The sequence below is a fragment of the Curtobacterium sp. CFBP9011 genome (genome assembly GCF_034045095.1).
Classification (GTDB): Bacteria; Actinomycetota; Actinomycetes; order Actinomycetales; family Microbacteriaceae; genus Curtobacterium.
Genome location: NZ_JAXCWN010000004.1, coordinates 200,754 through 224,268, shown reverse-complemented (window position 1 = coordinate 224,268; position 23,515 = coordinate 200,754). Strand labels below are relative to the sequence as shown.

The window sequence follows — 23,515 nt, the reverse complement described above, 5'->3', positions numbered from 1 at the left end:
GGATGCGAACAGGCCAGGACATCCGGACCGATGCCGGGTCCTCGTGGTTCTTCGACGCGGGTCGGATCGCCCTGGACTTCGCACACACCGGCGGGTTCGCGGACGACCCGGACCGCCGACGCCCCCGGGGACACCTCGGGGAGCTGCTGGCCACCCCCGCCGACCTCGACGAGTGGTTGGGGCTGCACACCGAACCGATCGACGTCGGCGCGACCGCCCGCGAGCTGCAGGACGCTCGGGCGCTCCGGGCCGCGATCGCCCGGTTGGCCACCGCCGCTGCCCCGGCACCCGCCGACTCCGCCGACTCCGCCGCCGAGCGGACCGCGGTCGCCTCAGGACTCCGCGCGGGGACCGGCCGGACGCGTCCGGTGCCGGACGACATCGACACGGTGAACCTGTTCGCCGCCCTGCCGGACGTGCCCCCGAGCCTCCCGGGTGGCCGACGCCGCGCCGGGGCGAACCGGGTGCGGCTGGCGCAGGCGCTGTCGAGTGTCGCGCGCGACGCGGTGGCCCTGCTCACCGAGGTCGGCTTCGACGACGTCGAGGCGGACGGACGCCCGGCGCGTCTGAGCCGCTGTTCCGCGCCGGACTGCGGGCTCGTGTTCTACGACTCCTCGCGCGGCGGCACCCGTCGCTGGTGCTCGATGCAGCGCTGCGGCAACCGCGCGAAGGTCCGCGCCCACCGGGCCCGCCGCGCGGCCGTCTGAACCGAGCGCAGCGCGCGGCCGTCGGCAGCGTGGGCGAGGATCCGCGCAGCACGGACGGCACACCGAAAGTCTGGATTCGGCGTACCGAAACCTCTGGCATGGTGGGTGCATGACGGACACCGCCACCCCGGTTGGGGGCCAGCGCCCGCCCGGTCGCCGCGCCGCCGGACTCGGGCTCCTCGGTCCGGCGTTCGTCGCGGCCATCGCCTACGTCGACCCCGGCAACGTCGCCGCGAACCTGACCGCCGGCGCCCGCTACGGCTACCTGCTGCTCTGGGTCCTGATCGCCGCGAACGCCAGTGCCGTCGTCGTCCAGTACCTCTCCGCCAAGCTCGGCATCGTCACGGGCAGGTCCCTGCCGGAACTGCTGGGCCTGCGGATGCGCCGCACGCCCCGCCTGCTGTTCTGGGCCCAGGCCGAGGTCGTCGCCGCCGCCACCGACGTCGCCGAGGTGATCGGCGGCGCCCTGGCCCTGCACCTGCTCTTCGGCGTCCCCCTGGTCGTCGGCGGGCTCATCACCGGCGTGGTCTCGATGGCGATCCTGCTGCTGCAGCACCACCGGGGCGCCCGGACCTTCGAGGCCGTCGTCACGGCGATGCTCGCGGTGCTGACGGTCGGGTTCTGCGCGGGACTGCTGTTCGCGCAGGTCTCCCCCGCGGCACTCGTCGCCGGCATCGCCCCGCGGTTCGCCGACTCCGGCTCGGTGCTGCTCGCCGCGTCGATGCTCGGCGCGACGGTGATGCCGCACGCGGTGTACCTGCACTCGGCTCTGGCGCGCGACCGGCACGGCGACACCCCGGTCGGCCCGGAGCGTCGGCGCATCCTGGTCGCCACCCGGTGGGACGTGGCGCTGGCGCTCGTCCTCGCGGGCGGGGTGAACATCGCGATGCTCGTCCTCGCCGCGGCCACGCTGCAGGGGGTGTCCGGCACCGACTCGATCCCGGGAGCGCAGCACGCCATCGCCGAGAACGTCGGCCCCGTGGTCGGGGTGCTCTTCTCGGTCGGGCTGCTGGCGTCCGGCCTCGCGTCCACCTCGGTGGGCTGCATGGCCGGGGCGGAGATCATGCACGGGCTGCTGCACGTGCGGGTCCCGCTCGTCGTGCGGCGCCTCGTCACGCTCGTGCCGGCGATCGTCCTGCTGGCGCTGCGGTACGACCCGACGCAGTTGCTGGTGATCAGCCAGGTGGTGCTGAGCTTCGGGATCGCCTTCGCGATCGTCCCCCTGGTGGCCTACACGTCCCGGCCGAGCGTCATGGGTGACGACGTCAACGCGCTCGGCACGAAGGTGCTCGCGTGGCTGATCGCGGCGGTGATCGTCGCGCTGAACATCGCGCTGATCGTGCTCACCGTCACGGGCTGATCACACCGGGCAGGCGTGGCGACCGCACCGCCCGACGGCGGTGCGGTCGCGGGGTCTCACTCGGAGACCTTGGCGTCCTTCCAGAACGCGACGTACCCGCTGTAGTCCTTGCCGACGCGGTCGAACGACGTCGGGATCGGCTGCGGGTAGGACCATGCGGCGTCGACGTGCTGCTGCCCGTCCACGGTCACGGTCCAGTACTGCGTGTCGCCCTTCCACGGGCAGTGGTACTGCGTGGGGCTCTCGCTGAAGAGTTCGGTCTTCACGCTCGCCGGCGGGAAGTACCAGTTTCCCTCGATCTGGATGAGGTCCGTCTCCGGGGCCTCCGCGATGACGGTGTCACCGATCAGTGCCTGCATGGCTCACTCCTCGTTCTTCGCCGTCGGTGGGACGGCGGTCGACTCGGGACGTTACGCCTGCTCGGTGGACGGCCGCAGCGTGACCAGCTGCGGTCCGACGGCGAGGGCTGCGTGCACCCGGTCGACATCGAGCGCACCGGCGGACTCGGACGCGGTCACCAGGTGCGTGGCCGCCTGCCGGAGGCCCGTCCACGCCGCACAGGCCGCCGCCGCCTCGGGCGAGGTGTGGTCGACGCCGCTGGTCACGAGGGCGTCCACGACCGCGCCGGCCGCGAGCAGGTCCTCGACCGCGAACTCCGGCACCGCGGGCACGTCGGGGAACTCGCCGGCGTCGTCCGCCGTGCCGCCGCCGACCGGCTCGTCGAGGTGGCCAGCCGCGACGACCGCCACGACACAGCGGTCCCCCCGGTCGACCTGGAGGCGCAGCACCCGTTCTGCGACGGCCGTCACGTTCCCCAGGTGGCCGAGCACGACCTCCGGTCCGTCCGGCAGCAACGCGAGGGGTGCGCGCGTGCCGTCCGACCCGGGGCGCGGTGCCGTTGCCGTTGCCGTTGCCGGGAGCACGTCGACCCAGACGAGGAGGTGCGCGTCCGCCGCGATCCGTGCGGCACCCGCCGCGCCCCAGCCGAACCGCACCTGGTACCCCCGCTGCCCTCGCTCCTGCACGCAGACACGATACCGAGACGGCAGGGGGTGCTCGCAGCCGGGGTGTCCGCGCCGGCCGGTACGATCCGATGCCATGGAGACCGACCCCGCGCCCACCCTCACCGGCGACCGCGTCACGCTCGAGCCCCTGTCGCTCGAGCACGCGGACGACCTGCGGGCCGCGGTGGCGGACGGGGACCTCTGGCGTGCCTGGTACACCTCGGTCCCCGCGCCGTCGCAGGTCGAGACGGAGATCGAACGACGGCTGGCCGAGCAGTCGGCGGGCCGGATGGTGCCCTTCGCCGTGCGCGACCGGCCGACCGGGCGGGTCGTCGGGGCCACCACGTTCCTGCACCTCGACGACGCGAACCGCCGGGTGGAGATCGGGTCGACGTTCCTCGCCGCCTCGTCGCAGCGCACCGGCATCAACACCGAGGCGAAGCTGCTGCTCCTCTCGCACGCCTTCGAGACGTGGCAGTGCATCGCCGTGGAGTTCCGCACGCACTGGCACAACACGCGGTCCCGAGCGGCCATCGCCGGGATCGGTGCGAAGCAGGACGGCGTCCTCCGGAACCACTCGGTCGGGCCGGACGGCAGCATGCGCGACACCGTCGTGTTCTCGGTCATCCAGTCGGAGTGGCCGACGGTCCGTCTGTCGTTGTCTGAACGTCTGCGCAGCCACGACCGGGCCGAGGGTGCCCGCCGCCGGTCGGCACGCCACGCCTGAGCCCCGCCACACCCGAACCCGCCACACCTGGCCGTCCCGCCCCGCAGCCGGTCGGTGCGGCCGGACCCCAGCCGGTCCGCGTAGCGTCCGCCGCATGCACGTCGGTCTCCGCATCGTCCTGGACGCTCCCGTCGACGCCGTCCGGGATGCCCTCCTCCGGCCGTCCGTGATGGTCGCCGTCACCAAGCCGTTCCTCGTCTACCGCTCGCTCGACCCCGCCGGGTTCCCGGAGCACTGGACCCCGGACGAGCCACACCCGATCGGTGCGTCCACGTTCGGCCTGGTGCCGAGCGGGACGAGCCACGTCGACATCGACCTGCACGAGACCGACGGCGTGCCGATCCAGGTCGACCGCGGCGGTGGCACGAGCGGCCTGTTCGCGCGGATGGACATGCGCCACCGGATGGCCGTCTCCGCCCTCCCCGACGGCCGGACCCTGTTCCGCGACCGCCTGACCTACCGCACGCGCCCGGCGCTCCTCGGCATCGCGCTCTGGCCCGGCATGTGGGTCATCTGGCAGTGGCGGGCGTTCCGGATGCGCGCCCTCGCCCCCACCTGGCGGGCGTGAGCGTACGCTCGTCGACGTGACCCAGACGGAGACCACCGACCGCGTCCGCACCGCCCTCGCCACCGCCGACTGGCGCCGCGAGACGTTCGACCTCTTCCGCCGGGTCCGGGCCACGCCCGAGCCCGAGGCGGCACACACGCTGTGGCGCGAGGGTCGTGACGCGATGTTCGCGGGGCACCCGGCCAGCCCGCTGCTGCCCGAGGACGCCGAGGGCTTCACGTCGCTGCCCTTCCCGGCCTACGACCCGGCCTGGCGCTTCCACGCCCGGATCGAGGAGGCCGAGCCGAAGGTGCTCGACGTCGAGACCGGCACCGACGGCATCGTGCACTTCGACCGCCTCGGTGTCGTGCAGGTCCCCGGGGTCGGATCGCTCGACGTCTGGAAGCACGGCGGCTACGCGGGCGGCCTGTTCGTCCCGGTGAAGGACGCCAGCGCCGGCAAGCCCGGTGGCACCTACGGCGGCGGGCGCTACCTGATCGACACGATCAAGGGCTCCGACCTCGGCGACGCGGACGGTGAGCTCGTCCTGGACTTCAACTTCGCGTACAACCCGTCGTGTGCGTACGACCCGGCGTGGGCGTGCCCGCTCGCGCCTCCCGGCAACACCCTGCCCGTGGCGGTCCCGGTCGGCGAGCGGTACGGCTCCTAGGGTGGACCGCATGTCCGGATTCGTCGCGATCGACGCCGGTGGCCGCGTGCCGCCCTTCGAACAGGTGCGCTCGCAGCTCGCCGCCCAGATCGCCGCCGGGTACCTGGTCGACGGGGAGCGCCTGCCGAGTGTCCGCGGACTGGCCGCCGAACTCGGGCTGGCCGCCGGGACGGTCGCGAAGGCCTACCAGCTGCTCGAGGAAGCGGGGCTCGTGCAGACCGCACGCGGTGCCGGCACCCGGGTGGTCCGACCGGCCGCGGTGCCGGAGTCGGTCACGCACGCCGCAGCCGCCCTGGTCGCCGCCGCACGCGAGGCCGGGCTGTCGGCCGACCAGACCGCGGCCGCGCTGCACGACGCCTGGCCCGCGTAGCCGGTCCGGCCCGGTTCGCGCTGAGCGACAGCGCGCGGCCCGCCACACACGAGCGGTGTCGCCCAGCGCGAACCGCGCCCGCCGCGAACCACGCCCGCCGCGCTCAGCAGTGGCGGAAGACGTACCCGTCCTCGCCGGCCGGCACGAGGTCCCGGTCGCGGAGGATCGTCATCCGCGGGCGGTCGGTCATCGCGCACACCGCGGACCACTTCCCCTTGAGCGTGTCCGCGTACTCGACGTCGATCACGCGCGCCCCGTACACGTCCGTGTATGCGGCGCACTCGTCGTACTGCACGCACTCCTCGGCGACCACGAAGTCGAACCCGGTGCGCTCCCGTCCGGCGGCGCCGAGCTGCGGGGTGTTCTTCTGCGCGGCGGCCAGGCCGTGCTGGTGGGCGACCCGGACGAGCGACGCGGCGAGCGCCAGGTTCCCCGAGCGGGTCATCCGGCCGCCGGAACGGGTCCACGAGTCGAGGTTGTCGAACTCGACGGCGTCGAACCCGTGGTCGGCGCAGCGGGCGATCGACCGTGACAGCACCGAGGTGATCGTGGCCCGGGCGCTCACGGTCCGGGTGTCGAGGATGAGCTCGTCCGGCCAGCCCGGGTCGATGACGGGCTTGCCGGCGGCCGTGCGGAGGACGGCGTCGGGGTGTTCGGACAGCCAGGACGCCCGGTCCTCCGGCTGGGTCTGGAACCCGTTGACGTAGCAGATGCCGTACACGCCGGCGGCGGCCTTCTCGGTGCTGTCCCGCTCGACCACGGTGACGCCGGCGGGTGGCGTGTACGAGCCGCCGAGCTGGTAGTCGGGGACGCCGCCGGTGGGCAGGGCACGCGCGGCGACGTCGGCACCGGCGGTCGCGCCTCCCGTCCCGGCGTCGTCGACGGTGCGGTGCGCGCCGGGGGTGGTGCCCGCGGAACCGGAGGGGGCGGCGCAGGCTGTCAGGCCGGTGAGGGCGACGGCGAGCAGCGCGGTGGTGACGAGGGTCCTGCGGAAGAGCACGAGGCATCCTCGCACGTGGCGGTGACCCGCCTGTGCCGCCGTCGTCGAGACCGGATCGCAACGCCCGACGCGAACACCCCTCCCGTTCCGACGCCCGAGGCCGCTATGCTGGGACCACTCGAGGCGCCGATCGCCTCGTGCGTCGTACGGACGCCCCCGAAACCTCCCGGTGTCCCGCACACCCGAACAGACTCCCGTGTCTGGTCGGATCGCGTGCGGAACCGACACCGATGTGTATCGCGCACCACCCTCGCCCCGGAATCCGTCCGGTGGCGCAGATCCCGGTGCCAGGCTCTCTGCTGCGGCGACAGCACCCGCACTCCAGCACCGACGTCCACCAGGACCCGGACCGCTGAGCGGATGCGCTCCCGCCCGCGCCGGCCTCGACCGCGCGCCCTTCCGGCCCTCCCGGGCCCGAGAGGTCACCATGACCACCCAGAACTCCAGCACGACACAGAGCGCTGACAGCACCGACGTCCGGTTCGCCGACCTCGGTGTCCCCGCCCCGATGGTCGACGTCCTCGTCGGCCAGGGCAAGGAGAAGGCCTTCCCGATCCAGGTCGACACCCTGCCCGACTCGCTCCAGGGCAAGGACGTGCTCGGCCGCGGACGCACCGGCTCCGGCAAGACGATCGCCTTCGCGATCCCCCTCGCCGCCCGCCTGGCAGCGTCGTCCCGCAACCGTCGCGCCGGTCGCCCCCGTGCCCTCGTGCTCGCCCCGACCCGTGAGCTCGCGACGCAGATCGACGCGACGCTCGCCCCCCTCGCCAAGGCGATGGGCCTGAACACGACGACCATCTTCGGTGGTGTCGGCCAGGGCCGTCAGGTCGAGGCCCTCAACCGCGGCGTCGACATCGTCGTGGCCTGCCCCGGCCGCCTGGCGGACCTCATGCAGCAGGGCCACGTGCACCTGGACGCCATCGAGGTCACCGTCCTCGACGAGGCCGACCACATGGCCGACATGGGCTTCCTGCCCGGCGTCACCAAGATCATGCAGGCGACCCCGGTCAAGGGCCAGCGCCTGCTGTTCTCCGCCACGCTCGACAACGGCGTGGACAAGCTCGTCAAGAAGTTCCTGCACGACCCGGTGATGCACTCGGTCGACGACGAGAACAGCCCCGTCGAGGCGATGACCCACCACCTCTTCGAGGTCGCGGACGCCGACGCCAAGAAGGACCTGGTCAAGGCCCTCGCCTCCGGCACCGGCCGTCGCATCCTCTTCATGCGCACCAAGCACCACGCCAAGCGCCTCGCCAAGCAGCTCTCCAGCCAGGGCATCCCGGCCGTCGACCTGCAGGGCAACCTGTCGCAGGGTGCCCGTGAGCGGAACCTCGCCCGGTTCTCCTCCGGCGACGCCCTGGTCCTCGTCGCGACCGACGTCGCCGCCCGCGGTGTGCACGTCGACGCCGTCGAGCTCGTCGTGCACGTCGACCCGCCCACCGAGCACAAGGCGTACCTGCACCGTTCCGGCCGCACCGCCCGTGCCGGTTCGTCGGGCGACGTCGTCACCGTGACGATGCCGGCCGAGCGTCGCGACGTCGCGCAGATGATGCGTGCCGCAGCGATCAAGGTCAGCCCGCAGCACGTCACCGCGACCTCCGCGGCGGTCACCGAGCTCGTCGGCGAGGTGGCCCCGTACCGCGAGGACACCACCCCGGCACCGCAGCAGCAGCAGCCGCGCCGTCAGTCGTCCGGTGACGCCGCCGGCCAGGGCCGTGGCCGCTCGCGTGGTCGTGGCGCCCCCGCCGGTGGCACCGGTGGCCGTTCGGGAGGCTCGTCCTCCGCCGGACGCTCCGCCGCCGGTTCCGACTCGGCCGGCTCCGGTGCCCGCCGTGGCGGTCGCGCCGAGGGCGCCGGTCGTGACGACCGTCGTGGCGCCTCCGCCGGTCAGCGTGGCGGCGCCCCGCGTCGTGCCGGTTCCGACACCACCCGCGGTGGCTCGGCGTCGGTCTGGTCCTCGGACGGCGGCTACAGCGCCGGCCGCGCCCCGCGCGACGACGCTGCTCCCGCAGGCCGTCGTGGTGGCTCGCGCCGCGCCTCCCGTCCGGCCGGTACCGGTCGCTGACCCTGGTCCTGAACGCTTCCTCCGAAGACCACGGACGACGAGCGTACGGTTCTGGTCACCGGCGGGAGCGCGAGCACCTGCCGGCGACTTTTTCCGTTGTCGAGAGGAGCGCACATGGCTGGGATCGAAGACATCAAGAACGCCGCTGAGAAGGCGGCAGGCAAGGCCAAGGAAGCCCTCGGCAACGCCACGGACAACGACCGTCTGAAGGCCGAAGGCCAGACCGACCAGGGCAAGGCCTCGGCCAAGCAGGGCGTCACGGACGTGAAGGACGCGGCGCACGGCGTCGCCGACAGCTTCAAGAACGACAAGTAACCAAGCCGGCCACAGGCCGTGCTGCGAAGCCCCCGGATCCGATCGGATCCGGGGGCTTCGTCGTGTGCCAGGTGCAGCGCCGGTCAGTGCAGCGCGACTCAGTGCAGCGCGCCGACCGAGGCCAGGCCCCCGCGGAGGAGCGTGCCGCGGCCGCCCTCCATCTCGTCCGCGACGGCGTCGGACGCGGCCTCCATCGGAGTCATCCAGGTGAGTTCGAGGGCGTCCTGCCGGGGCTCGCACGTCCCGGTGACCGGGACGACGTAGGCGAGCGAGATCGCGTGCTGCCGCTCGTCGGTGTACACCGAGGCGCCGGGCAGCGGGAAGTACTCGGCGACCGTGAAGGGGTTCGGGCTCGCCGGCAGCTGCGGGAACGCCATCGGGCCGAGGTCCTTCTCGAGGTGGCGGAACAGCGCGGTGCGGATCGACTCGCCGTACATCACCCGGCCGGAGACGAGCGTGCGGGCGATCGAGCCGCTGGGCGACACCCGCAGCAGGACGCCGACCTCGGTCACGACCCCGAGGCCGTCGAGCCGCACGGGCACCGCCTCGACGTAGGTGATCGGGAGACGACGGCGGACGGACGCGAGTTCCTCGTCCGACAGCCAGCCGGAGCCGGAGTCGGGATCGGGATCAGGGGTGCGGGTCGAGGACATGCACCGTTCCTACCAGGCCCGGCGGCGAACTCGGCAACGGACCCGGCCGCGGTGCGCTCCCGGTCCTCGGTGCGCCCTGCTCGTCGCTGGGTCGGCGCTGCGTCCGGGTGAGCGGTGCTCGTGATGAGCGGGTCCTCACGAGCGGGACCGGGGTCTCGCCGGCAGGGCCCAGCCCCCGCCCCGAGGGTGAGCCCATGACGACACCACGAACGACAGCACTCCTGTTCGCGCGCGCTGCCGCTGCAGCCGCCGGCGCCGCCCTGCTCGCCGGCTGCTCCGCCGGTCCGGCCTCGGCCGCCCCCTCGACCACCACGTCCCCCGCGACGACCTCTGCCGCGACCGGGTCGGCGTCCGGGTCCGCGTCCGGCGGCACCGGGAACCGCCTGGACGCCGCCGCCGAACACGCCGACGCCAGCCTGGTCCGGCGGCTGTTCACCCAGGTCTTCCCGGCCCCGTCCAGTGCCGCCGCAGTCCGGACCGCGGGCCGCATCGTCGCACCGGACGCCGTCTCCCACGGCGGGGAGTCCGGGCCGGCCGGGCTCCTCGCCGCGTTCCGTGCCGACCACGCCCGGATCGCCGGGGCCCACGCGGTCGTCAAGCACCTGGCGGCCGACGGGGACCTGGTCGCGGTGCACTGGCAGCTCACCGCGGACGTCCACGACGAACGGCAGGGCGAGGCCGCGGTCGACCTCTTCCGGGTCAGCGGCGGTCGGGTCGTCGAGCACTGGTCGCTCGCCCAGCCGGTGGCGACCGGGACGCCGGCCAGCGGCAACACCAACACGATGTTCAGTGACCTGTACCGGGCCCCGGCCGCGCAGCGACACCCGTCGGAGCGGCAGGAGGAGCGGAACCGCCGCTTCGCCGTCAGCGCCTACGACACCCTGTTCCGCGACCACGACGTGTCGGTGCTCGACCGCGACTTCGACCCGGGGTACCTGCAGCACAACCCGGTCGCGCCGAACGGCACGGCCGCGCTGAAGAAGCTGTTCGGCGGCGGCACCGGGTTCCCGGCGCAGGAGTCGGTGGTCTCCCTGTCCGACGGCGACCTGGTGTGGACGTTCTCCCGCCCGGTTGGTGCCTCGGCGGACAGCCCCTTCCTCGCCGCGGACCTGTTCCGTGTCGACGGTGGCCTGATCCGCGAGCACTGGGACGTGGTCCCGCCCGCGGCCGGCTGACACCGCCGGAACCGGCCACAGACGGACGGGAGGCCCGTTGCCAGCTGGCAACGGGCCTCCCGTTCGTCTGTGGTGCTGCGGCGCCGGGGTCCGGTGGTGCGGACCGCTCAGTCGCTGAGGACCTGGAGCAGGTCGCGGCGCAGGCCGTCGATCTTCTCGGTGGCGGCCTTCGTCTGCTCGTCCGTCGCACTCGTGCGGAACACGTGCATGACGCTGGCGAGCTTGCGGAGCGACTCGAACAGCTCGCGCTGCGAGTCCGGCATGCCGGGCGTGGACTCCCACGCGGCGGCGATCTCGTCGGCCTTGGACTCGGCCTCGGCCCGACCGGCGTCGGTGAGCTCGAAGAGGGTCTTCCGACCGTCGCCCGTCGAGACCACGAGGTCTTCGTCGACGAGCTGCTGGAGCGTCGGGTAGACCGAGCCGGGGCTCGGCTTCCAGGCGCCGCCGGTGCGCTCGGCGATCGTCTTGATGACCGCGTAGCCGTTCTGCGGGCCCTCGGCGAGGAGTCCGAGGATGGCGAGGCGGACGTCGCCGCGGCGGCGTCGTTCACGGCCGGGGCCGAAGCCCGGACCGAAGCCGCCGCCGAAGCCGGGGCCGAACCCCGGACCGCCGAAGCCCGGTCCGCCGAAGCCGGGACCGAAGCCCCGCCCACCGCGGCCACCGCGGCCGTGTTCGTGGTCACCGTGGTCACGGCCGGGGAACCCGGTGCCGTGGTGCTGGCGGGCGCTGCCGAAGCGGGGCCCGCGCTGGCCGCGACCGAAGGGGCCGCGGGGGGACGTGGAGCTGTTCTCGTCGTCGATGGGGCGCATGACGACTCCTTTCTCGAAGTTGGTTCGCGACCTGTTCAGGACCGGTCGCGATGCAGTAACGATAGATCGGTAGTGTTCTCGTTGTCAAGCACCGATCCGCCCCGGGCTCCTGTCGGTGGTGAGGAGCAGGATGGACCGGACCATGACGGACGTCTTCGAGCGCTTCTCCCCCGCCACCGCCGAGTGGTTCCGGGGGGCGTTCCGCGAACCGACGGCCGCGCAGGCCGGCGCATGGGACGCCATCTCGACCGGGCAGCACGCGCTCGTCATCGCCCCGACCGGCTCCGGCAAGACCCTGGCCTCGTTCCTGTGGTCGATCGACCGGCTCATCTCGGCGTCGGACACCCCGCCCGCCAAGCAGCGCACCCGCGTGCTCTACGTCTCGCCGCTCAAGGCCCTCGGCGTCGACGTCGAACGGAACCTGCGCTCCCCGCTCGTCGGCATCACGCAGACGGCCAAGCGGCTCGGGCTCGAACCGCCCGACGTCACGGTCGGCGTCCGGAGCGGTGACACCCCCTCGTCCGACCGGCAGAAACTGCTGCGCCTGCCGCCGGACATCCTCATCACCACGCCCGAGTCGCTCTACCTGATGCTGACGTCGAAGGCGCGCGAGACCCTGGTCAACGTCGACACCGTCATCGTGGACGAGGTGCACGCGGTCGCGGCGTCCAAGCGTGGCGCACACCTCGCCGTCTCGCTGGAACGCCTCGACGACCTGCTCGAGAAACCCGTCCAGCGCATCGGGCTGTCCGCGACTGTCCGCCCGGCGGAAGAAGTGGCGCGGTTCCTCGGCGGTCGGGCCCCGGTGCAGATCATCGCGCCGCCCGCGCAGAAGACCTTCGACCTGCGCGTCGTCGTGCCGGTCGACGACATGACCGAGCTCGGCGCCCCGCCGGTCGGCGCCGACGCGACCTCCAGCCCGACCAACGGCTCGATCTGGCCGCACGTCGAAGAGTCGGTCGTGGACCTCATCGAGCAGCACCGGTCGACGATCGTCTTCGCCAACTCCCGCCGGCTGGCCGAACGCCTGACCGCCCGGCTCAACGAGATCCACGAGGAACGGGCCCTGGCGACGACGGACGTGGCCGAACCCGTGGGTGCCGGTGTCGGCGTGCCGGTGGTCTCGCAGTCACCGGGGCGGGCGTCGGCACATGCGCCGGTGCCCCAGCCCACCCGGCCGCCGGCCCAGCTGATCGGCGGGTCCGGCCAGACCGACGGCGGCGGCTCGGACCGGAACATCCCGGTGCTCGCCCGCGCCCACCACGGCTCGGTGTCCAAGGACCAGCGCGCGATCATCGAGGACGACCTGAAGTCCGGACGACTCCGCTGCGTCGTCGCCACCAGTTCGCTCGAACTCGGCATCGACATGGGCGAGGTCGACCTCGTCATCCAGGTCGAGGCGCCGCCCTCGGTCGCCAGCGGCCTGCAGCGCGTCGGCCGCGCCGGCCACCAGGTCGGCGAGATATCCCGGGGCGTGCTCTTCCCGAAGCACCGGGCCGACCTCGTCAACAGCGCCGTCACCGTCGAGCGCATGGTCAGCGGGCAGATCGAGTCGATCTCGGTGCCCGCCAACCCGCTCGACGTCCTGGCGCAGCACACCGTCGCGGCCGGGGCCATCGACACGGTCGACGTCGAGCACTGGTTCGAGCTCGTCCGACGCAGCGCCCCGTTCAGCGGCCTGCCCCGCTCGGCGTTCGAGGCGACGCTCGACCTGGTCACCGGCCGCTACCCCAGCGACGAGTTCGCCGAACTCCGACCACGCCTGGTCTGGGACCGCGTGCACGGCACCCTCACCGGGCGCCCCGGAGCGCAGCGCCTGGCCGTCACGAGCGGTGGCACGATCCCGGACCGTGGCATGTTCGGCGTCTTCATGGTCGGCGAACGGGCGTCCCGCGTCGGCGAGCTCGACGAGGAGATGGTCTACGAGTCCCGCGTCGGCGACGTCTTCGCCCTCGGCGCCACCAGCTGGCGGATCGAGGAGATCACGCACGACCGGGTCCTCGTCAGCCCGGCGTTCGGGCAGCCCGGCCGGGTGCCGTTCTGGAAGGGCGACGGACTCGGACGGCCCGCCGAACTCGGCCGTGCCACCGGTGCCTTCGTGCGGGAGGTCGAGTCCGCCTCGGACGAGGACGCCCGGGCCCGGGTCGCCGCCGGTGGCCTCGACGAACGGGCCGTCACGAACCTCATCGCGTTCCTCCGCGACCAGCGCGCCGCCACCGGTCACGTGCCGAGCGACACGACGCTCGTCGTCGAACGCTTCCGCGACGAGCTCGGCGACTGGCGGCTCATCCTGCACTCCCCCTACGGCATGACCGTGCACGCGCCGTGGGCCCTGGCGGTCGCGGCCCGACTGCGGGAGCGGCACGGGATCGACGGCGGCGCCATGGCCGCGGACGACGGGATCGTGGTGCGGATCCCGGAGACGGACGCCGAGCCTCCCGGAGCGGAGCTTTTCGTCTTCGAGCGCGACGACCTCGAGACCATCGTCACCGACGAGGTCGGCGGCTCCGCGCTGTTCGCCGCACGCTTCCGCGAGTGCGCGGCCCGGGCGCTCCTGCTGCCCCGCCGTGACCCGGGGCGCCGGTCCCCGCTCTGGCAGCAGCGCCAGCGTGCGTCGCAGCTGCTCGAGGTGGCGCAGAAGTACCCGACGTTCCCGATCCTGCTCGAGACCGTGCGCGAGGTGCTGCAGGACGTGTACGACGTCCCCGCCCTGCTCGGCATCGCGGACGAGATCGCCCGGCGGCGGATCCGCCTGGTCGAGAGCGAGACCGAGCAGCCCTCGCCGTTCGCCCGCACCCTGCTGTTCGGGTACGTCGCGGCCTTCATGTACGAGGGGGACTCGCCGCTCGCCGAACGCCGGGCCGCCGCGCTGTCCCTCGACTCGACCCTGCTCAGCGAGCTGCTCGGTCGTGCGGAACTGCGCGAACTGCTCGACCCGGCCGTCATCGACGGTGTCGAACGCGACCTGCAGCGGCTCTCCCCGGACCGCCGCGCGCGGGACGTCGAGGGCATGGTCGACGTCCTCCGGCTGGTCGGGGCGCTCGACCTCGACGAGCTGGTCGACCGGAGCTGGCTGGCCGACGCCACGGACCGCAGCGAGGCCCAGGCGACGCTCCGCACGGCGCTGGAGGCCCTCGAGCGCGACCGCCGTGTCCTCGCCTTCTCGCATGCCGGGGCCACCCGCTGGGCCGTGATCGAGGACGCCTCCCGACTCCGCGACGCCCTCGGGGTTCCGCTGCCGATCGGCGTACCGACCGCCTTCGTCGAGCCGGTCGCCGACCCGCTCGGTGACCTGGTCGGCCGGTACGCCCGCAGCCACGGTCCGTTCGGCGCGCAGGAGGCCGCGTCGCGTCTGGGGCTCGGCGTCGCGGTGGTGCAGGACACCCTGCGCCGTCTGACCGCCGACCGACGCCTGGTCGAGGGCGAGTTCCGACCCGACCGCCAGGGTGCCGAGTGGTGCGACTCCGAGGTGCTCCGACGCATCCGGACGAAGTCGCTCGCTGCGCTCCGGCACGAGGTCGAACCGGTCGCACCGGACGCCCTCGCCCGCTTCCTGCCCGCGTGGCAGCACGTCCGTGTCCCCGGGTCCCGCGGTGGGCTGCGCGGCATCGACGGCGTGCTGCAGGTGGTCGACCAGCTGTCCGGGGTCGCCCTGCCCGCCAGCTCGTGGGAGTCGCTCGTGCTGCCGGCTCGCGTCTCCGACTACGCCCCGAGCATGCTCGACGAACTGACCGCCACCGGCGAGGTCCTCTGGTCCGGTGGCGGCACCCTGCCCGGCAACGACGGCTGGGTCCGGCTGCACCTCGCCGACACCGCCGCGACCACCCTGGCCGAGGCAGCGGGCGACGAGACCACCGAACTGCAGCGCGACGTCCTGGGTGCCCTGGCCGGCGGCGGCGCGTACTTCTTCCGGCAGCTCGGGCAGGCCGTCGGCAGCACCGACGACTCCGGCCTGACCACCGCACTGTGGGACCTGGTGTGGGCCGGGCAGATCACCAACGACACCTTCGCCCCGCTGCGGGCGATGCTCGGCGGCAAGGCCCGGACCTCGAGCGCACCGCGCACCCGCGCCTACCGGGGACGCCGGCGCCCGACATTGCCCAGCCAGTCCGGTCCGCCGAACGTCGGCGGACGCTGGTCACTGCTGCCGCTCGCCGAACCCGACGCCACCGTCCGGGCAGCGGCGACCGCGGAACTGCTGCTCGAGCGCTACGGCGTCGTCACCCGCGGGGCCGTGCAGGTCGAGGGCGTGCGCGGCGGCTTCGCCGGGGTCTACCGCGTGCTCGCCAAGTTCGAGGAGTCCGGCCGCGCCCGACGCGGGTACTTCGTCGAGGGGCTCGGTGCCGCGCAGTTCGCCACCGGCCCGACCGTCGACCGACTCCGCACGTACGCCCGAGACCTGGACGACGAGGAGCGCGCCGACCCGGACCGCGCCCGTGAGGCCCTGACGCTGTCGGCCACCGACCCGGCGAACCCCTTCGGCGCCTCGTTGCCCTGGCCGCACGAACCCGCACCGGTCGACCCCGATGACCCGGCCGTGGCGGCGCAACCGGCCGAGGCCGCGAGCGCCGGTCCGGTCGCCCAGACCAGCATCAGCACGACATCCGCGAAGGGCGGTGCCCGCGGCCACCGTCCGGGTCGCAAGGCCGGCGCGCTCGTCGTGCTCGTCGACGGTCGGCTGGCCGTCTACGTCGAACGCGGCGGCAAGAGCGTGCTGACGTTCACGGAGGACCCGGCCGACCTGGCAGCGGCCGCCATCTCGATCGCGGCGACCGTCCGGAGCGGCCTCGGCAAGCTGTCCGTCGAACGGGTCGACGGCGTCTTCGTACTGGAAGCCCCGCTCGGGGACGCCCTCCGCACCGCGGGCTTCACGGCCACGCCCCAGGGACTGCGGCTCCGTGCCTGAGGGCGACACCGTCTTCCGCGCGGCGGCCCGGTTGCACACGGCGCTGGCGGGCAAGGTGCTGACGCGCAGCGACTTCCGGGTACCCGCGTTCGCCACCCTCGACCTGGTCGGCCGCACCGTCGACGAGGTCGTCCCGCGCGGCAAGCACCTGCTGCACCGGATCGGCGACCTGACCGTGCACTCGCACCTCAAGATGGAGGGCCGATGGGACGTCTACGCCCCGGGTGAGCGCTGGCGCCGACCGGCGTTCCAGGCGCGGGTCGTCCTGGACGCCGCCGACGTCTCGACCGTCGGCTTCACCCTCGGGGTCCTGGAGGTCGTCCCGCGCGACCGTGAGTCCGAGGTCGTCGGGCACCTCGGCCCGGACCTGCTCGGACCGGACTGGGACGCCGACGTCGCCCTCCGGAACCTCACCGCGGACCCGGACCGACCCGTCGGCCTGGCGCTCCTCGACCAGCGGGTGATGGCGGGGCTCGGCAACGTCTACCGGAACGAGCTCTGCTTCCTCCGGGGCGTGCTGCCGACCCGGCCGGTCAGCGAGGTGCGGGACCCGGCGCGGATGGTGACCATGGCCTCCCGGCTGATCGTCGCGAACCGCGACCGGAGCAACCGGGTGGCCACGGGCGTGGACCGCCCGGGGCAGCGCTTCTGGGTCTACAACCGGGCGGGCAAGCCCTGCCTGCGCTGCGGGACCCGGGTCCGATCGGGCGACCTGGGCGAGTCGGAGCTGACGCTGCGGGACACCTACTGGTGCCCGCGCTGCCAGACCTGACCGCGGAGGACAGAGCTGACCGCGGACCAGACCTGACTGGTCAGGTCTGGTCGTGATCGGGCGTCAGTGGTCGACGGCCTCGGCGATGCAGCTCTGGACCTGCTTCGCCGCGTCCGAGGTCTCGGAGAAGTCGGCCGGTGCCGCGGTGGCGGTGCTCTCGTCGGCGACGACGTCCTCGGCGACCTCGTTCACCGGGACGACCATGCCGTCGAAGTCCTCGGCGGTCGGGTCGGACTCGGTGCCGAAGACCGCGACCTCGTCGTCGTTGGGGTCGTCGCTCTGGTTCGGGGCGACCGAGACGCCGAGGTACCAGCCGGCCTCGCCCTTCGTGACGCTCGCGACGTCCGTGTTGTCGTGCGGGCCCACGGCCTGGTCGATCGCGTCGACGGCGGCACTCGAGGCGACCTGGCAGGGGGCGCTGTTGCGCTGACCGGGGTCGGTGCGGGTGGCGGACTCCTCGGAGCCCGGGACCTTCGCGACCGGGTCGCCGTTCTGGGCGCCGGCGTTCGAGCAGCCGCCCAGCAGCATGGCGACGGTGGCGAGGCCGACGAGGGTGGCAGTGGTCTTCGCGCGCGTGCTCATGGCGTGGACGGTAGGCGGACCGAGGTGTGCCGGAGCCCAGGAGTGCGTCCCGTGGCTCCGGCACACGAGGGCCCGGCACACGGGTCCGCTCCCGCTACTGGTGCGACATGATCCACGCCAGCAGGTACGACCGGGTGTTGCCCGTGTCGATGTCCTCCGCCGGCAGGTCCCGGGCGAGGGCGAGTGCTGCCGTCGCCTGGCTGCCGGAGGCCAACGCCCGGTACATCAGCAGGTAGTCCCCGAACTGCACCGCGTAGTCGCCCTCCGGCACGGCCTCGTCGAGGACCTTCCCGATCTGCTCCTTGCCGCCGGCGGCCACGTAGTCCGCGGCGACGGCGGGCATCGGGATGAGCTCGATGCCGGCCGGTGCCGCCGGGTCCGCACTGAACCAGGTGGCGTGGTCCCGCTTGCCACCCCAGTTCAGGGAGACGACGGTGTGCTGGAACCCGGGGAACGGCCGCAGGTCCGGGTCGAGGACGTCCCGCTCCGCCGAGGCCGCCTCGTTCGCGAGCAGCCAGTCACCCAGCTGTTCGGTCGCGCGGGAGCCGGAGACCCGTCCCCACCGGCAGTATTCCACCGGGAACATGATGCTGCCACGGCGTCGACGGGGTCGCAAGAGTCACATCACCGCGGCTGCATCACACGGCCGCTGGCTGGTGCAGCCGCTCCGCCGCGACCGCCCGCACGGCCTCGGTCACCCGTTCGAGCAGCGGCGACGCCAGGTTCCACCGCTGCCACCAGAGCGCCACGTCCGCCCGACGTCCCGGGGTGAGCTCGACCAGGTCGCCCCGCTCGATCGCCCCGAGGCACTGCGCCTCCGGCAACAACCCCCACCCGAAACCGAGCTGCACCGCCCGCGCGAAGTCCGCCGAGTTCGGGACGAAGTGCCGCGGACCGCGGGGCGCGTGGCCGAGCACCCGCCGGAGGAACCCCTGCTGCAGGTCGTCGTCGCGGTCGTAGTCCACGAGCGGCACCCGGTCCAGGCGGGCCGTCATCCGCCGCTCGGTGTCCGCGCCGTCGAGGTACCGCCGGACGAACGACGGTGCGGCGACGGCCCGGTAGCGGTCCACCCCGAGCGGCACCGACGAGCACCCCTGCACGGGCTCCGCTTCGGCCGTCACCGCGGCCATCACCGTGCCGGCGCGGAGGAGCTCGGCGGTGCGGTCCTGGTCCTCACGGTGCAGGTCGAAGACCACCTCGGTGTCGGCACGGACGATCGCGAGGGCGTCGAGGAACCACGTCGCGAGTGAGTCCGCGTTGACGGCGAGTGGGATCGACGGCGTGCGTCCCGGCACGTCGGCGTCCGGCACGTCGAGCGCCCGGGAGGTCTCCTCGTCGAGCAGCCGCACCTGTCGTGCGTGGCGGAGGACGACCTCACCGTCCGGCGTCGGCACGATCGGCGTGGTCCGCTGCAGCAGCACCCGGCCGACGAGCTGCTCCATCGCCTTCACTCGCTGGGACACCGCCGACGGTGTGATCGACAGCTCGCGGGCGGCGGCGTCGAAGGTCCCCGCGTCGACGGCGGCCAGGAGGGTCTCGAGGTGGTCACGCTGGAACTGCACCATCAGCGCAGCTTACGGCGCACCAGGAACCTGAGCTGGTCTACGGGAGCGCACCGGCCTAGCGTTCCCCTGTGACCACACCGCTCGACGCCCTGCTCCCCGCCCTGTCCGGCCTGGGCACGGGGCTCGCCCTCATCGTCGCGATCGGGGTGCAGAACACGTACCTGCTGCGGCTCGCGGTGAGCGCGCGACTCGGGGTGGTCGCCGTCGCGGTGGCCGTCTGCGCACTGTCGGACGCGGCCCTCATCATCGCCGGGGTGCTCGGCGTCGGGGCCGTCGTCGAACGGGTCCCGGCAGCACTGCTGGTCATCCGGTTCGTCGGCGCGGCGTTCCTGCTGACGTACGGGGTGCTCGCGGCCCGGCGGGCGCTGCGGCCCTCGGGCGAGGCGATCCGTCTCGACGAGCGGGCCGCCGAGGACGGGGTGCCCGTCTCGGCGGGTGCGGGCCCTGGGGCCGACGGTCTGGAGGCTGCACCGACGTTGCGGGGGGAGGGCGTGCCTCCCGGCCGGGCCGGTCTGGGCGACCGGCACGTGGATGGTCGGCGTCCGGGAGGCGACCCGGCGGGGCCGACGATGCGCGCCGCGGTCCTGACCATGCTGGTGTTCACGTGGGCGAACCCGCACGTGTACCTGGACACGCTGGTGTTCCTCGGGTCGGTCGCGAACCAGCAGGGGGTCGACGACCGGTGGTGGTGGACCGTCGGGGCGGTCGCGGCGAGCTGCCTGTGGTTCGGGGCCCTCGGCTTCGGGGGCCGACTGCTGCGCCCGCTGTTCGCGAAGCCGCTGACCTGGCGGGTCTTCGACGCCCTGGTCGCCGTCGTGATGCTCGCCTTCGGCCTGACGCTGCTCCTCGGCGCCTGACGAGAAACGGAAAACACCGGTGTTCGTCTGTCGCATCGCGACTCTGCGCGGCGCGGAGGACGAACACCGGTGTTCCGCAGGGACTGGTTACTCGCGCATCGCGCGGCCGACGCGGCTGTTGCGGCGGCTGTAGCCGAAGTAGATCGCGAAGCCGATGACGAGCCAGACGACGAACCGGATCCAGGTCTCGACCTCGAGGTTGAGCATCAGCCAGAAGCAGAGCACCGCGGACAGGATCGGGACCACCGGCGACCACGGCACCCGGAATGCGCGGGGAGCGTCGGGGCGGGACTTCCGGAGCACGATGATGCCGATCGACACGAGCACGAAGGCGGAGAGCGTGCCGATGTTGATCATGCCCTCGAGCTTGTCGACCGCGGTGAACCCGGCGAGGAACGCGACGACGATGCCGGCGACGACCTGCACGCGGACCGGGGTCTGCGTCTTCGGGTTCGTGACCGAGAACCAGCGGGGCAGCAGGCCGTCGCGGCTCATCGAGAACACGATGCGGGACAGGCCGAGCAGCAGCACCATGACGACCGTGGTCAGGCCGATCAGGGAGCCGATGGCGATGATGCCGGCCGCCCAGGGCAGCCCGACGATGTCGAACGCGGACGCCAGCGAGGGCGCTTTCTCTTCAGCGAGCTGCTTGTACGACACCATGCCGGTGATCACGATGCTGACGCCGACGTAGAGCAGCGTGACGATGCCGAGCCCGATGAAGATGCCGCGGGGCAGGGTCTTCTGCGGGTTCTCGGTCTCCTCGGCACTCGTGGCGACGACGTCGAAGCCGATGAAGGCGAAGAAGACCAGCGACGCCGCGGCGAGCAGGCCGAAGACGCCGTACTGCGCCGGTGCCGCACCGGTCACGAAGGAGACGAGCGACTGGGTCAGCACGCTGCCCTCGGCACCCTTGGTCGGCTCCGCGGCGGGGATGAACGGCGTGAAGTTCGCGGCCTTGACGAAGAAGGCACCGACCACGATGACGAACAGGACGATCGCGACCTTGATGACGGTGATGACCGCGGAGACCCGGCTGGACAGGCGGGTACCGAACGCCAGCAGCGCGGTGAAGACGCCGACGATGAGGACCGGACCCCAGGTGAAGCCGATCGGGCCGATCGCGATGGTGCTCGGCAGCGTGACGCCGAACACGTCGAACGCGGTGCTGAGGTAGATGCCCCAGTACTTCGCGATGACGGCGCTGGCGGTCAGGGTCTCGAGGATCAGGTCCCACCCGACGATCCACGCGAGCAGCTCGCCCATCGTGGCGTAGGTGAACGTGTACGCCGAGCCGGCGACCGGGATCGTCGAGGCGAACTCGGCGTAACACATGATCGCCAGGCCGCACGTGACGGCGGCGAGCAGGAACGACACGATCACGCCGGGGCCGGCGAAGTTCGCGGCGGCGTTCGCGCCGACCGAGAAGATGCCGGCGCCGACCGCGACGGCGATCCCCATCGCGGCGATGTCGAACGTCTTCAGGGAGCGCTTGAGCGAGCGCCCCTTCTCGTCGGCGTCGGCGAGCGACGCCTCGATGGACTTGGTGCGGAGGGCCATGGGACGTTCCCGTCATCGGAGCAGGCGGACCCCGGAAGGGTAGTGGTATACCGGACGACGGTGCAACCGGGGACCGCGAGGCGCCGATCAGACGGCAGCGTCGGAGCGCCCCTCGCGCCACGCACGGAGGAACCGGGCACCGGCCTCGTCGTGGATGACCCCGTCCGGCGCGGTGAGCACCGGGTACGGCGTCTCGGGGACACCGTCGGCCGGTCGGACGTCGACGTGCGCGACCCGGTGCCCGTTCGCGTGCAGCCAGTCCGCCATCGCGTAGTCGCTGCGGGAGTCGCCGACCGTCCGCCACTCGAGGGGCAGGTCGCCGTCCTCGGCCAGGAGCTCGAGTGCCCGCTCGGCGCCGAGGTCCTTGCCGCTGCGGTCGGACTCGACGTCGGTCGAGATGATCGTCGGGTCGACCCGCCACGCGACCGCGCCGTGCTCGTCCGGGCGCACGTCGTCGAGGCGGCGGACGCCGAGGCCCCGGCGCTCGAGTGCGGCCATCGCCTGCGCGTCGAACGCGGGCTGCCGCGCGAGGTACGCCGCACTGTCGACGTCGACCAGCTGCTCGATCGACACCATGGCGTGCTTGGTCTCGTCGAAGAACACCAGGTCCGCGTACTCGTCGCGGACGAGCTCGCGCATCTCGTCGGCGAAGTCCCGCGGCAGCGCCAGGTCCTCGGCGACGGTCAGGTCTCCCATGCCGTCGGGGAACTGCGGGCCGATCGAGCACCAGACGGCACCCTTCTCGCACACCGCGTGCACCCGTCCGCCCGCGGCGAGACCGCCGGCGAGGAGGGGGCCGACGACCTGCTCCCGGATGAAGGCGTCGCTGCGTCCGGTGTTGAACACGACGGGGATGCCCTCGGCCGCCAGGGCGACGAGGTCCTCGACGATGCTCGGGATCGCGATGGTCCGCGAGAGCGGGCTGGCGATCGGGCCGTCGACGTCGAGCAGGAGTCCGAGGCGGGGTGCGTTCACCCGTCCATCCTGGCGTAGGTCAGCGGGCGCAGCCACGGCGCGGCGTGCGGTTCAGTGCGCGTCTGGACTGGGCTGGGTCTGGAGGAACCCGTCGACCGTGCTCCGCAGCACCGCGGGGTCCGGCACGTGGCCCTGCCCTTCGAGCACCACGGCCGTCGAGCCGGGCACCGTCTCGACCACCGCGCGCGCGGCCGCCCGGGTCCAGGTGGGTCCGGTGGTGCCCGCGGCGACGAGCACCGGGATCCCCACCGCGGCGAGTGCCCGCTCCGGCACGACGAGGCCACTGAGGACCCGGACGTCACGGCCGAGGACCCCGGCGTCGGCGAGCAGGGCCTTCCACAGCTTCGGTTTGAGGGGCACGGCGGAGACCTGCAGCATCGGGATGCCGAGCACCCGGGTGAGGTAGGCGCGGACCGCGGCGGCTCGGCGGCCGCCGGCGATCATCTCGTCGAGGCGGTCGGCGAAGAGGACGTCGTCGGCGTGCGCGTCGACGCTCGCGCGGTACGGCGGTTCGTAGAGCACGGCACGGCCGACCGGGACGCCGGTGGCGACGGCGTGTAGGACGACGGCGGCACCGACGCAGATGCCGAGGAGGTCGACGGGAGCGCCGACGTCGGCGACCACGGCGGCGAGGTCCTCGACCTCTCGCGCGACCGACCAGGGCCGGGTGTCACCGCTCTCTCCGCGGCCGCGGCGGTCGTACGTGACGACCCGGTAGCGGTCGGCGAACGCGGCGACGACACCGTCCACGAACGGGGTGCCCCGGTGGTCGAAGGCTCCGCCCACGAGGACGAGCGCGGGGCCGTCCCCGCTCGACGAGACCGCGATCCGTGTGCCGTCCGCTGACAGCACCGATCGGTCGGCGGTGGTCGTCATGGCGTCCTCGTTCGGTCTCG

Annotated in this window: 23 protein-coding genes; 12 read left to right on the top strand and 11 right to left on the bottom strand. The window is 73.1% G+C overall.

Annotated features, from left to right (window positions below; all coding sequences use genetic code 11):
* The first annotated feature begins 2 nt into the window (after nucleotides 1–2).
* Nucleotides 3–707, top strand: coding sequence for a CGNR zinc finger domain-containing protein (locus SOM35_RS10725; protein ID WP_320515385.1), 705 nt, complete (start codon nucleotides 3–5; stop codon nucleotides 705–707).
* A 109-nt stretch (nucleotides 708–816) separates the two neighbouring features.
* Nucleotides 817–2,067 (top strand): Nramp family divalent metal transporter, encoded by a 1,251-nt coding sequence (locus SOM35_RS10720; RefSeq protein WP_320515384.1) that lies wholly within the window; start codon nucleotides 817–819, stop codon nucleotides 2,065–2,067.
* 56 nt (nucleotides 2,068–2,123) lie between these two features.
* On the opposite strand, the gene SOM35_RS10715 is transcribed toward SOM35_RS10720, so the two are convergent.
* Both SOM35_RS10715 and SOM35_RS10710 read right to left on the bottom strand, forming a co-directional pair.
* A complete protein-coding gene (locus SOM35_RS10715; RefSeq protein ID WP_111073969.1) occupies nucleotides 2,124–2,426 on the bottom strand; it encodes a DUF427 domain-containing protein in 303 nt (100 codons plus the stop codon).
* A 51-nt stretch (nucleotides 2,427–2,477) separates the two neighbouring features.
* A complete protein-coding gene (locus SOM35_RS10710) occupies nucleotides 2,478–3,092 on the bottom strand; it encodes a 2-phosphosulfolactate phosphatase (protein ID WP_320515383.1) in 615 nt (204 codons plus the stop codon).
* A 73-nt stretch (nucleotides 3,093–3,165) separates the two neighbouring features.
* Between SOM35_RS10710 and SOM35_RS10705 the strand changes: the two genes are divergently transcribed.
* The 4 genes from SOM35_RS10705 to SOM35_RS10690 all read left to right on the top strand — a co-directional run bounded on the left by SOM35_RS10705 (nucleotide 3,166) and on the right by SOM35_RS10690 (nucleotide 5,385).
* Complete coding sequence (locus SOM35_RS10705; protein WP_111073971.1) at nucleotides 3,166–3,798, top strand: GNAT family N-acetyltransferase; 633 nt, start codon at nucleotides 3,166–3,168, stop codon at nucleotides 3,796–3,798.
* A gap of 94 nt (nucleotides 3,799–3,892) precedes the next feature.
* Complete coding sequence (locus tag SOM35_RS10700; RefSeq protein WP_221849469.1) at nucleotides 3,893–4,366, top strand: hypothetical protein; 474 nt, start codon at nucleotides 3,893–3,895, stop codon at nucleotides 4,364–4,366.
* Between the two features lie 16 nt (nucleotides 4,367–4,382).
* Entirely contained in the window at nucleotides 4,383–5,015 is a 633-nt protein-coding gene (locus tag SOM35_RS10695) for a DUF1684 domain-containing protein (protein ID WP_320515382.1), read from the top strand.
* A gap of 10 nt (nucleotides 5,016–5,025) precedes the next feature.
* On the top strand, nucleotides 5,026–5,385 hold the full coding sequence (locus SOM35_RS10690) for a GntR family transcriptional regulator (RefSeq protein ID WP_111074195.1): 360 nt from the start codon (nucleotides 5,026–5,028) through the stop codon (nucleotides 5,383–5,385).
* Nucleotides 5,386–5,488: 103 nt separating this feature from the next.
* Here SOM35_RS10690 and SOM35_RS10685 read toward each other — a convergent pair whose 3' ends face one another.
* Nucleotides 5,489–6,385: an endo alpha-1,4 polygalactosaminidase gene (locus SOM35_RS10685; protein ID WP_320515381.1), complete on the bottom strand. Its 897-nt coding sequence runs from the start codon at nucleotides 6,383–6,385 to the stop codon at nucleotides 5,489–5,491.
* A gap of 427 nt (nucleotides 6,386–6,812) precedes the next feature.
* Here SOM35_RS10685 and SOM35_RS10680 point away from each other — a divergent pair, with 427 nt between their 5' ends.
* Together SOM35_RS10680 and SOM35_RS10675 are read left to right on the top strand one after the other, a co-directional pair.
* Nucleotides 6,813–8,450, top strand: a complete 1,638-nt coding sequence (locus SOM35_RS10680) for a DEAD/DEAH box helicase (RefSeq protein ID WP_320515380.1) — start codon at nucleotides 6,813–6,815, stop codon at nucleotides 8,448–8,450.
* Nucleotides 8,451–8,564: 114 nt separating this feature from the next.
* Nucleotides 8,565–8,765, top strand: a complete 201-nt coding sequence (locus tag SOM35_RS10675) for a CsbD family protein (RefSeq protein ID WP_111073976.1) — start codon at nucleotides 8,565–8,567, stop codon at nucleotides 8,763–8,765.
* A 98-nt stretch (nucleotides 8,766–8,863) separates the two neighbouring features.
* On the opposite strand, the gene SOM35_RS10670 is transcribed toward SOM35_RS10675, so the two are convergent.
* Nucleotides 8,864–9,418: a DUF4916 domain-containing protein gene (locus SOM35_RS10670; RefSeq protein ID WP_320515379.1), complete on the bottom strand. Its 555-nt coding sequence runs from the start codon at nucleotides 9,416–9,418 to the stop codon at nucleotides 8,864–8,866.
* Nucleotides 9,419–9,612: 194 nt separating this feature from the next.
* Here SOM35_RS10670 and SOM35_RS10665 point away from each other — a divergent pair, with 194 nt between their 5' ends.
* Nucleotides 9,613–10,593, top strand: a complete 981-nt coding sequence (locus SOM35_RS10665; RefSeq protein ID WP_320515378.1) for a nuclear transport factor 2 family protein — start codon at nucleotides 9,613–9,615, stop codon at nucleotides 10,591–10,593.
* A 107-nt stretch (nucleotides 10,594–10,700) separates the two neighbouring features.
* Here SOM35_RS10665 and SOM35_RS10660 read toward each other — a convergent pair whose 3' ends face one another.
* Nucleotides 10,701–11,402, bottom strand: coding sequence for a PadR family transcriptional regulator (locus SOM35_RS10660; RefSeq protein ID WP_320515377.1), 702 nt, complete (start codon nucleotides 11,400–11,402; stop codon nucleotides 10,701–10,703).
* Between the two features lie 142 nt (nucleotides 11,403–11,544).
* Here SOM35_RS10660 and SOM35_RS10655 point away from each other — a divergent pair, with 142 nt between their 5' ends.
* Complete coding sequence (locus SOM35_RS10655; protein ID WP_320515376.1) at nucleotides 11,545–16,308, top strand: ATP-dependent helicase; 4,764 nt, start codon at nucleotides 11,545–11,547, stop codon at nucleotides 16,306–16,308.
* A complete protein-coding gene (locus tag SOM35_RS10650; RefSeq protein WP_320515375.1) occupies nucleotides 16,301–17,080 on the top strand; it encodes an Fpg/Nei family DNA glycosylase in 780 nt (259 codons plus the stop codon). The genes SOM35_RS10655 and SOM35_RS10650 overlap by 8 nt, the downstream gene beginning before the upstream one ends.
* A gap of 63 nt (nucleotides 17,081–17,143) precedes the next feature.
* Here the strand turns inward: SOM35_RS10650 and SOM35_RS10645 are convergent, their stop codons facing one another.
* The 3 genes from SOM35_RS10645 to SOM35_RS10635 all read right to left on the bottom strand — a co-directional run bounded on the left by SOM35_RS10645 (nucleotide 17,144) and on the right by SOM35_RS10635 (nucleotide 19,227).
* Nucleotides 17,144–17,662 carry a hypothetical protein gene (locus SOM35_RS10645; RefSeq protein ID WP_320515374.1) on the bottom strand — a complete coding sequence of 173 codons (519 nt, stop codon included), beginning with the start codon at nucleotides 17,660–17,662 and terminating at the stop codon, nucleotides 17,144–17,146.
* A 94-nt stretch (nucleotides 17,663–17,756) separates the two neighbouring features.
* Nucleotides 17,757–18,248, bottom strand: coding sequence for a hypothetical protein (locus SOM35_RS10640; protein ID WP_320515373.1), 492 nt, complete (start codon nucleotides 18,246–18,248; stop codon nucleotides 17,757–17,759).
* Between the two features lie 52 nt (nucleotides 18,249–18,300).
* On the bottom strand, nucleotides 18,301–19,227 hold the full coding sequence (locus tag SOM35_RS10635) for a LysR family transcriptional regulator ArgP (RefSeq protein WP_320515372.1): 927 nt from the start codon (nucleotides 19,225–19,227) through the stop codon (nucleotides 18,301–18,303).
* A 68-nt stretch (nucleotides 19,228–19,295) separates the two neighbouring features.
* On the opposite strand from SOM35_RS10635, the gene SOM35_RS10630 reads away from it, so the two are divergent.
* The gene (locus SOM35_RS10630) at nucleotides 19,296–20,084 is read left to right on the top strand and encodes a LysE/ArgO family amino acid transporter (RefSeq protein WP_320515371.1); all 789 of its coding nucleotides are present in this window, start codon (nucleotides 19,296–19,298) and stop codon (nucleotides 20,082–20,084) included.
* An 87-nt stretch (nucleotides 20,085–20,171) separates the two neighbouring features.
* Here the strand turns inward: SOM35_RS10630 and SOM35_RS10625 are convergent, their stop codons facing one another.
* The 3 genes from SOM35_RS10625 to SOM35_RS10615 form a co-directional block, all read right to left on the bottom strand.
* Nucleotides 20,172–21,644 carry an APC family permease gene (locus tag SOM35_RS10625; protein WP_320515370.1) on the bottom strand — a complete coding sequence of 491 codons (1,473 nt, stop codon included), beginning with the start codon at nucleotides 21,642–21,644 and terminating at the stop codon, nucleotides 20,172–20,174.
* 87 nt (nucleotides 21,645–21,731) lie between these two features.
* Complete coding sequence (locus tag SOM35_RS10620; RefSeq protein ID WP_221848963.1) at nucleotides 21,732–22,619, bottom strand: hypothetical protein; 888 nt, start codon at nucleotides 22,617–22,619, stop codon at nucleotides 21,732–21,734.
* Between the two features lie 51 nt (nucleotides 22,620–22,670).
* On the bottom strand, nucleotides 22,671–23,495 hold the full coding sequence (locus SOM35_RS10615) for an alpha/beta fold hydrolase (protein WP_320515369.1): 825 nt from the start codon (nucleotides 23,493–23,495) through the stop codon (nucleotides 22,671–22,673).
* Nucleotides 23,496–23,515: the final 20 nt, after the last annotated feature.

Bases quoted from the DNA above. Each gene is read 5' to 3' on its own strand.
- SOM35_RS10725 (WP_320515385.1), top strand. From the start codon at position 3: ATGCGAACAGGCCAGGACATCCGGACCGATGCCGGGTCCTCGTGGTTC.
- SOM35_RS10720 (WP_320515384.1), top strand. From the start codon at position 817: ATGACGGACACCGCCACCCCGGTTGGGGGCCAGCGCCCGCCCGGTCGC.
- SOM35_RS10715 (WP_111073969.1), bottom strand. From the start codon at position 2,426: ATGCAGGCACTGATCGGTGACACCGTCATCGCGGAGGCCCCGGAGACG.
- SOM35_RS10705 (WP_111073971.1), top strand. From the start codon at position 3,166: ATGGAGACCGACCCCGCGCCCACCCTCACCGGCGACCGCGTCACGCTC.
- SOM35_RS10700 (WP_221849469.1), top strand. From the start codon at position 3,893: ATGCACGTCGGTCTCCGCATCGTCCTGGACGCTCCCGTCGACGCCGTC.
- SOM35_RS10690 (WP_111074195.1), top strand. From the start codon at position 5,026: ATGTCCGGATTCGTCGCGATCGACGCCGGTGGCCGCGTGCCGCCCTTC.
- SOM35_RS10680 (WP_320515380.1), top strand. From the start codon at position 6,813: ATGACCACCCAGAACTCCAGCACGACACAGAGCGCTGACAGCACCGAC.
- SOM35_RS10675 (WP_111073976.1), top strand. From the start codon at position 8,565: ATGGCTGGGATCGAAGACATCAAGAACGCCGCTGAGAAGGCGGCAGGC.
- SOM35_RS10670 (WP_320515379.1), bottom strand. From the start codon at position 9,418: ATGTCCTCGACCCGCACCCCTGATCCCGATCCCGACTCCGGCTCCGGC.
- SOM35_RS10665 (WP_320515378.1), top strand. From the start codon at position 9,613: ATGACGACACCACGAACGACAGCACTCCTGTTCGCGCGCGCTGCCGCT.
- SOM35_RS10660 (WP_320515377.1), bottom strand. From the start codon at position 11,402: ATGCGCCCCATCGACGACGAGAACAGCTCCACGTCCCCCCGCGGCCCC.
- SOM35_RS10655 (WP_320515376.1), top strand. From the start codon at position 11,545: ATGACGGACGTCTTCGAGCGCTTCTCCCCCGCCACCGCCGAGTGGTTC.
- SOM35_RS10645 (WP_320515374.1), bottom strand. From the start codon at position 17,662: ATGAGCACGCGCGCGAAGACCACTGCCACCCTCGTCGGCCTCGCCACC.
- SOM35_RS10640 (WP_320515373.1), bottom strand. From the start codon at position 18,248: ATGTTCCCGGTGGAATACTGCCGGTGGGGACGGGTCTCCGGCTCCCGC.
- SOM35_RS10635 (WP_320515372.1), bottom strand. From the start codon at position 19,227: ATGGTGCAGTTCCAGCGTGACCACCTCGAGACCCTCCTGGCCGCCGTC.
- SOM35_RS10625 (WP_320515370.1), bottom strand. From the start codon at position 21,644: ATGGCCCTCCGCACCAAGTCCATCGAGGCGTCGCTCGCCGACGCCGAC.
- SOM35_RS10615 (WP_320515369.1), bottom strand. From the start codon at position 23,495: ATGACGACCACCGCCGACCGATCGGTGCTGTCAGCGGACGGCACACGG.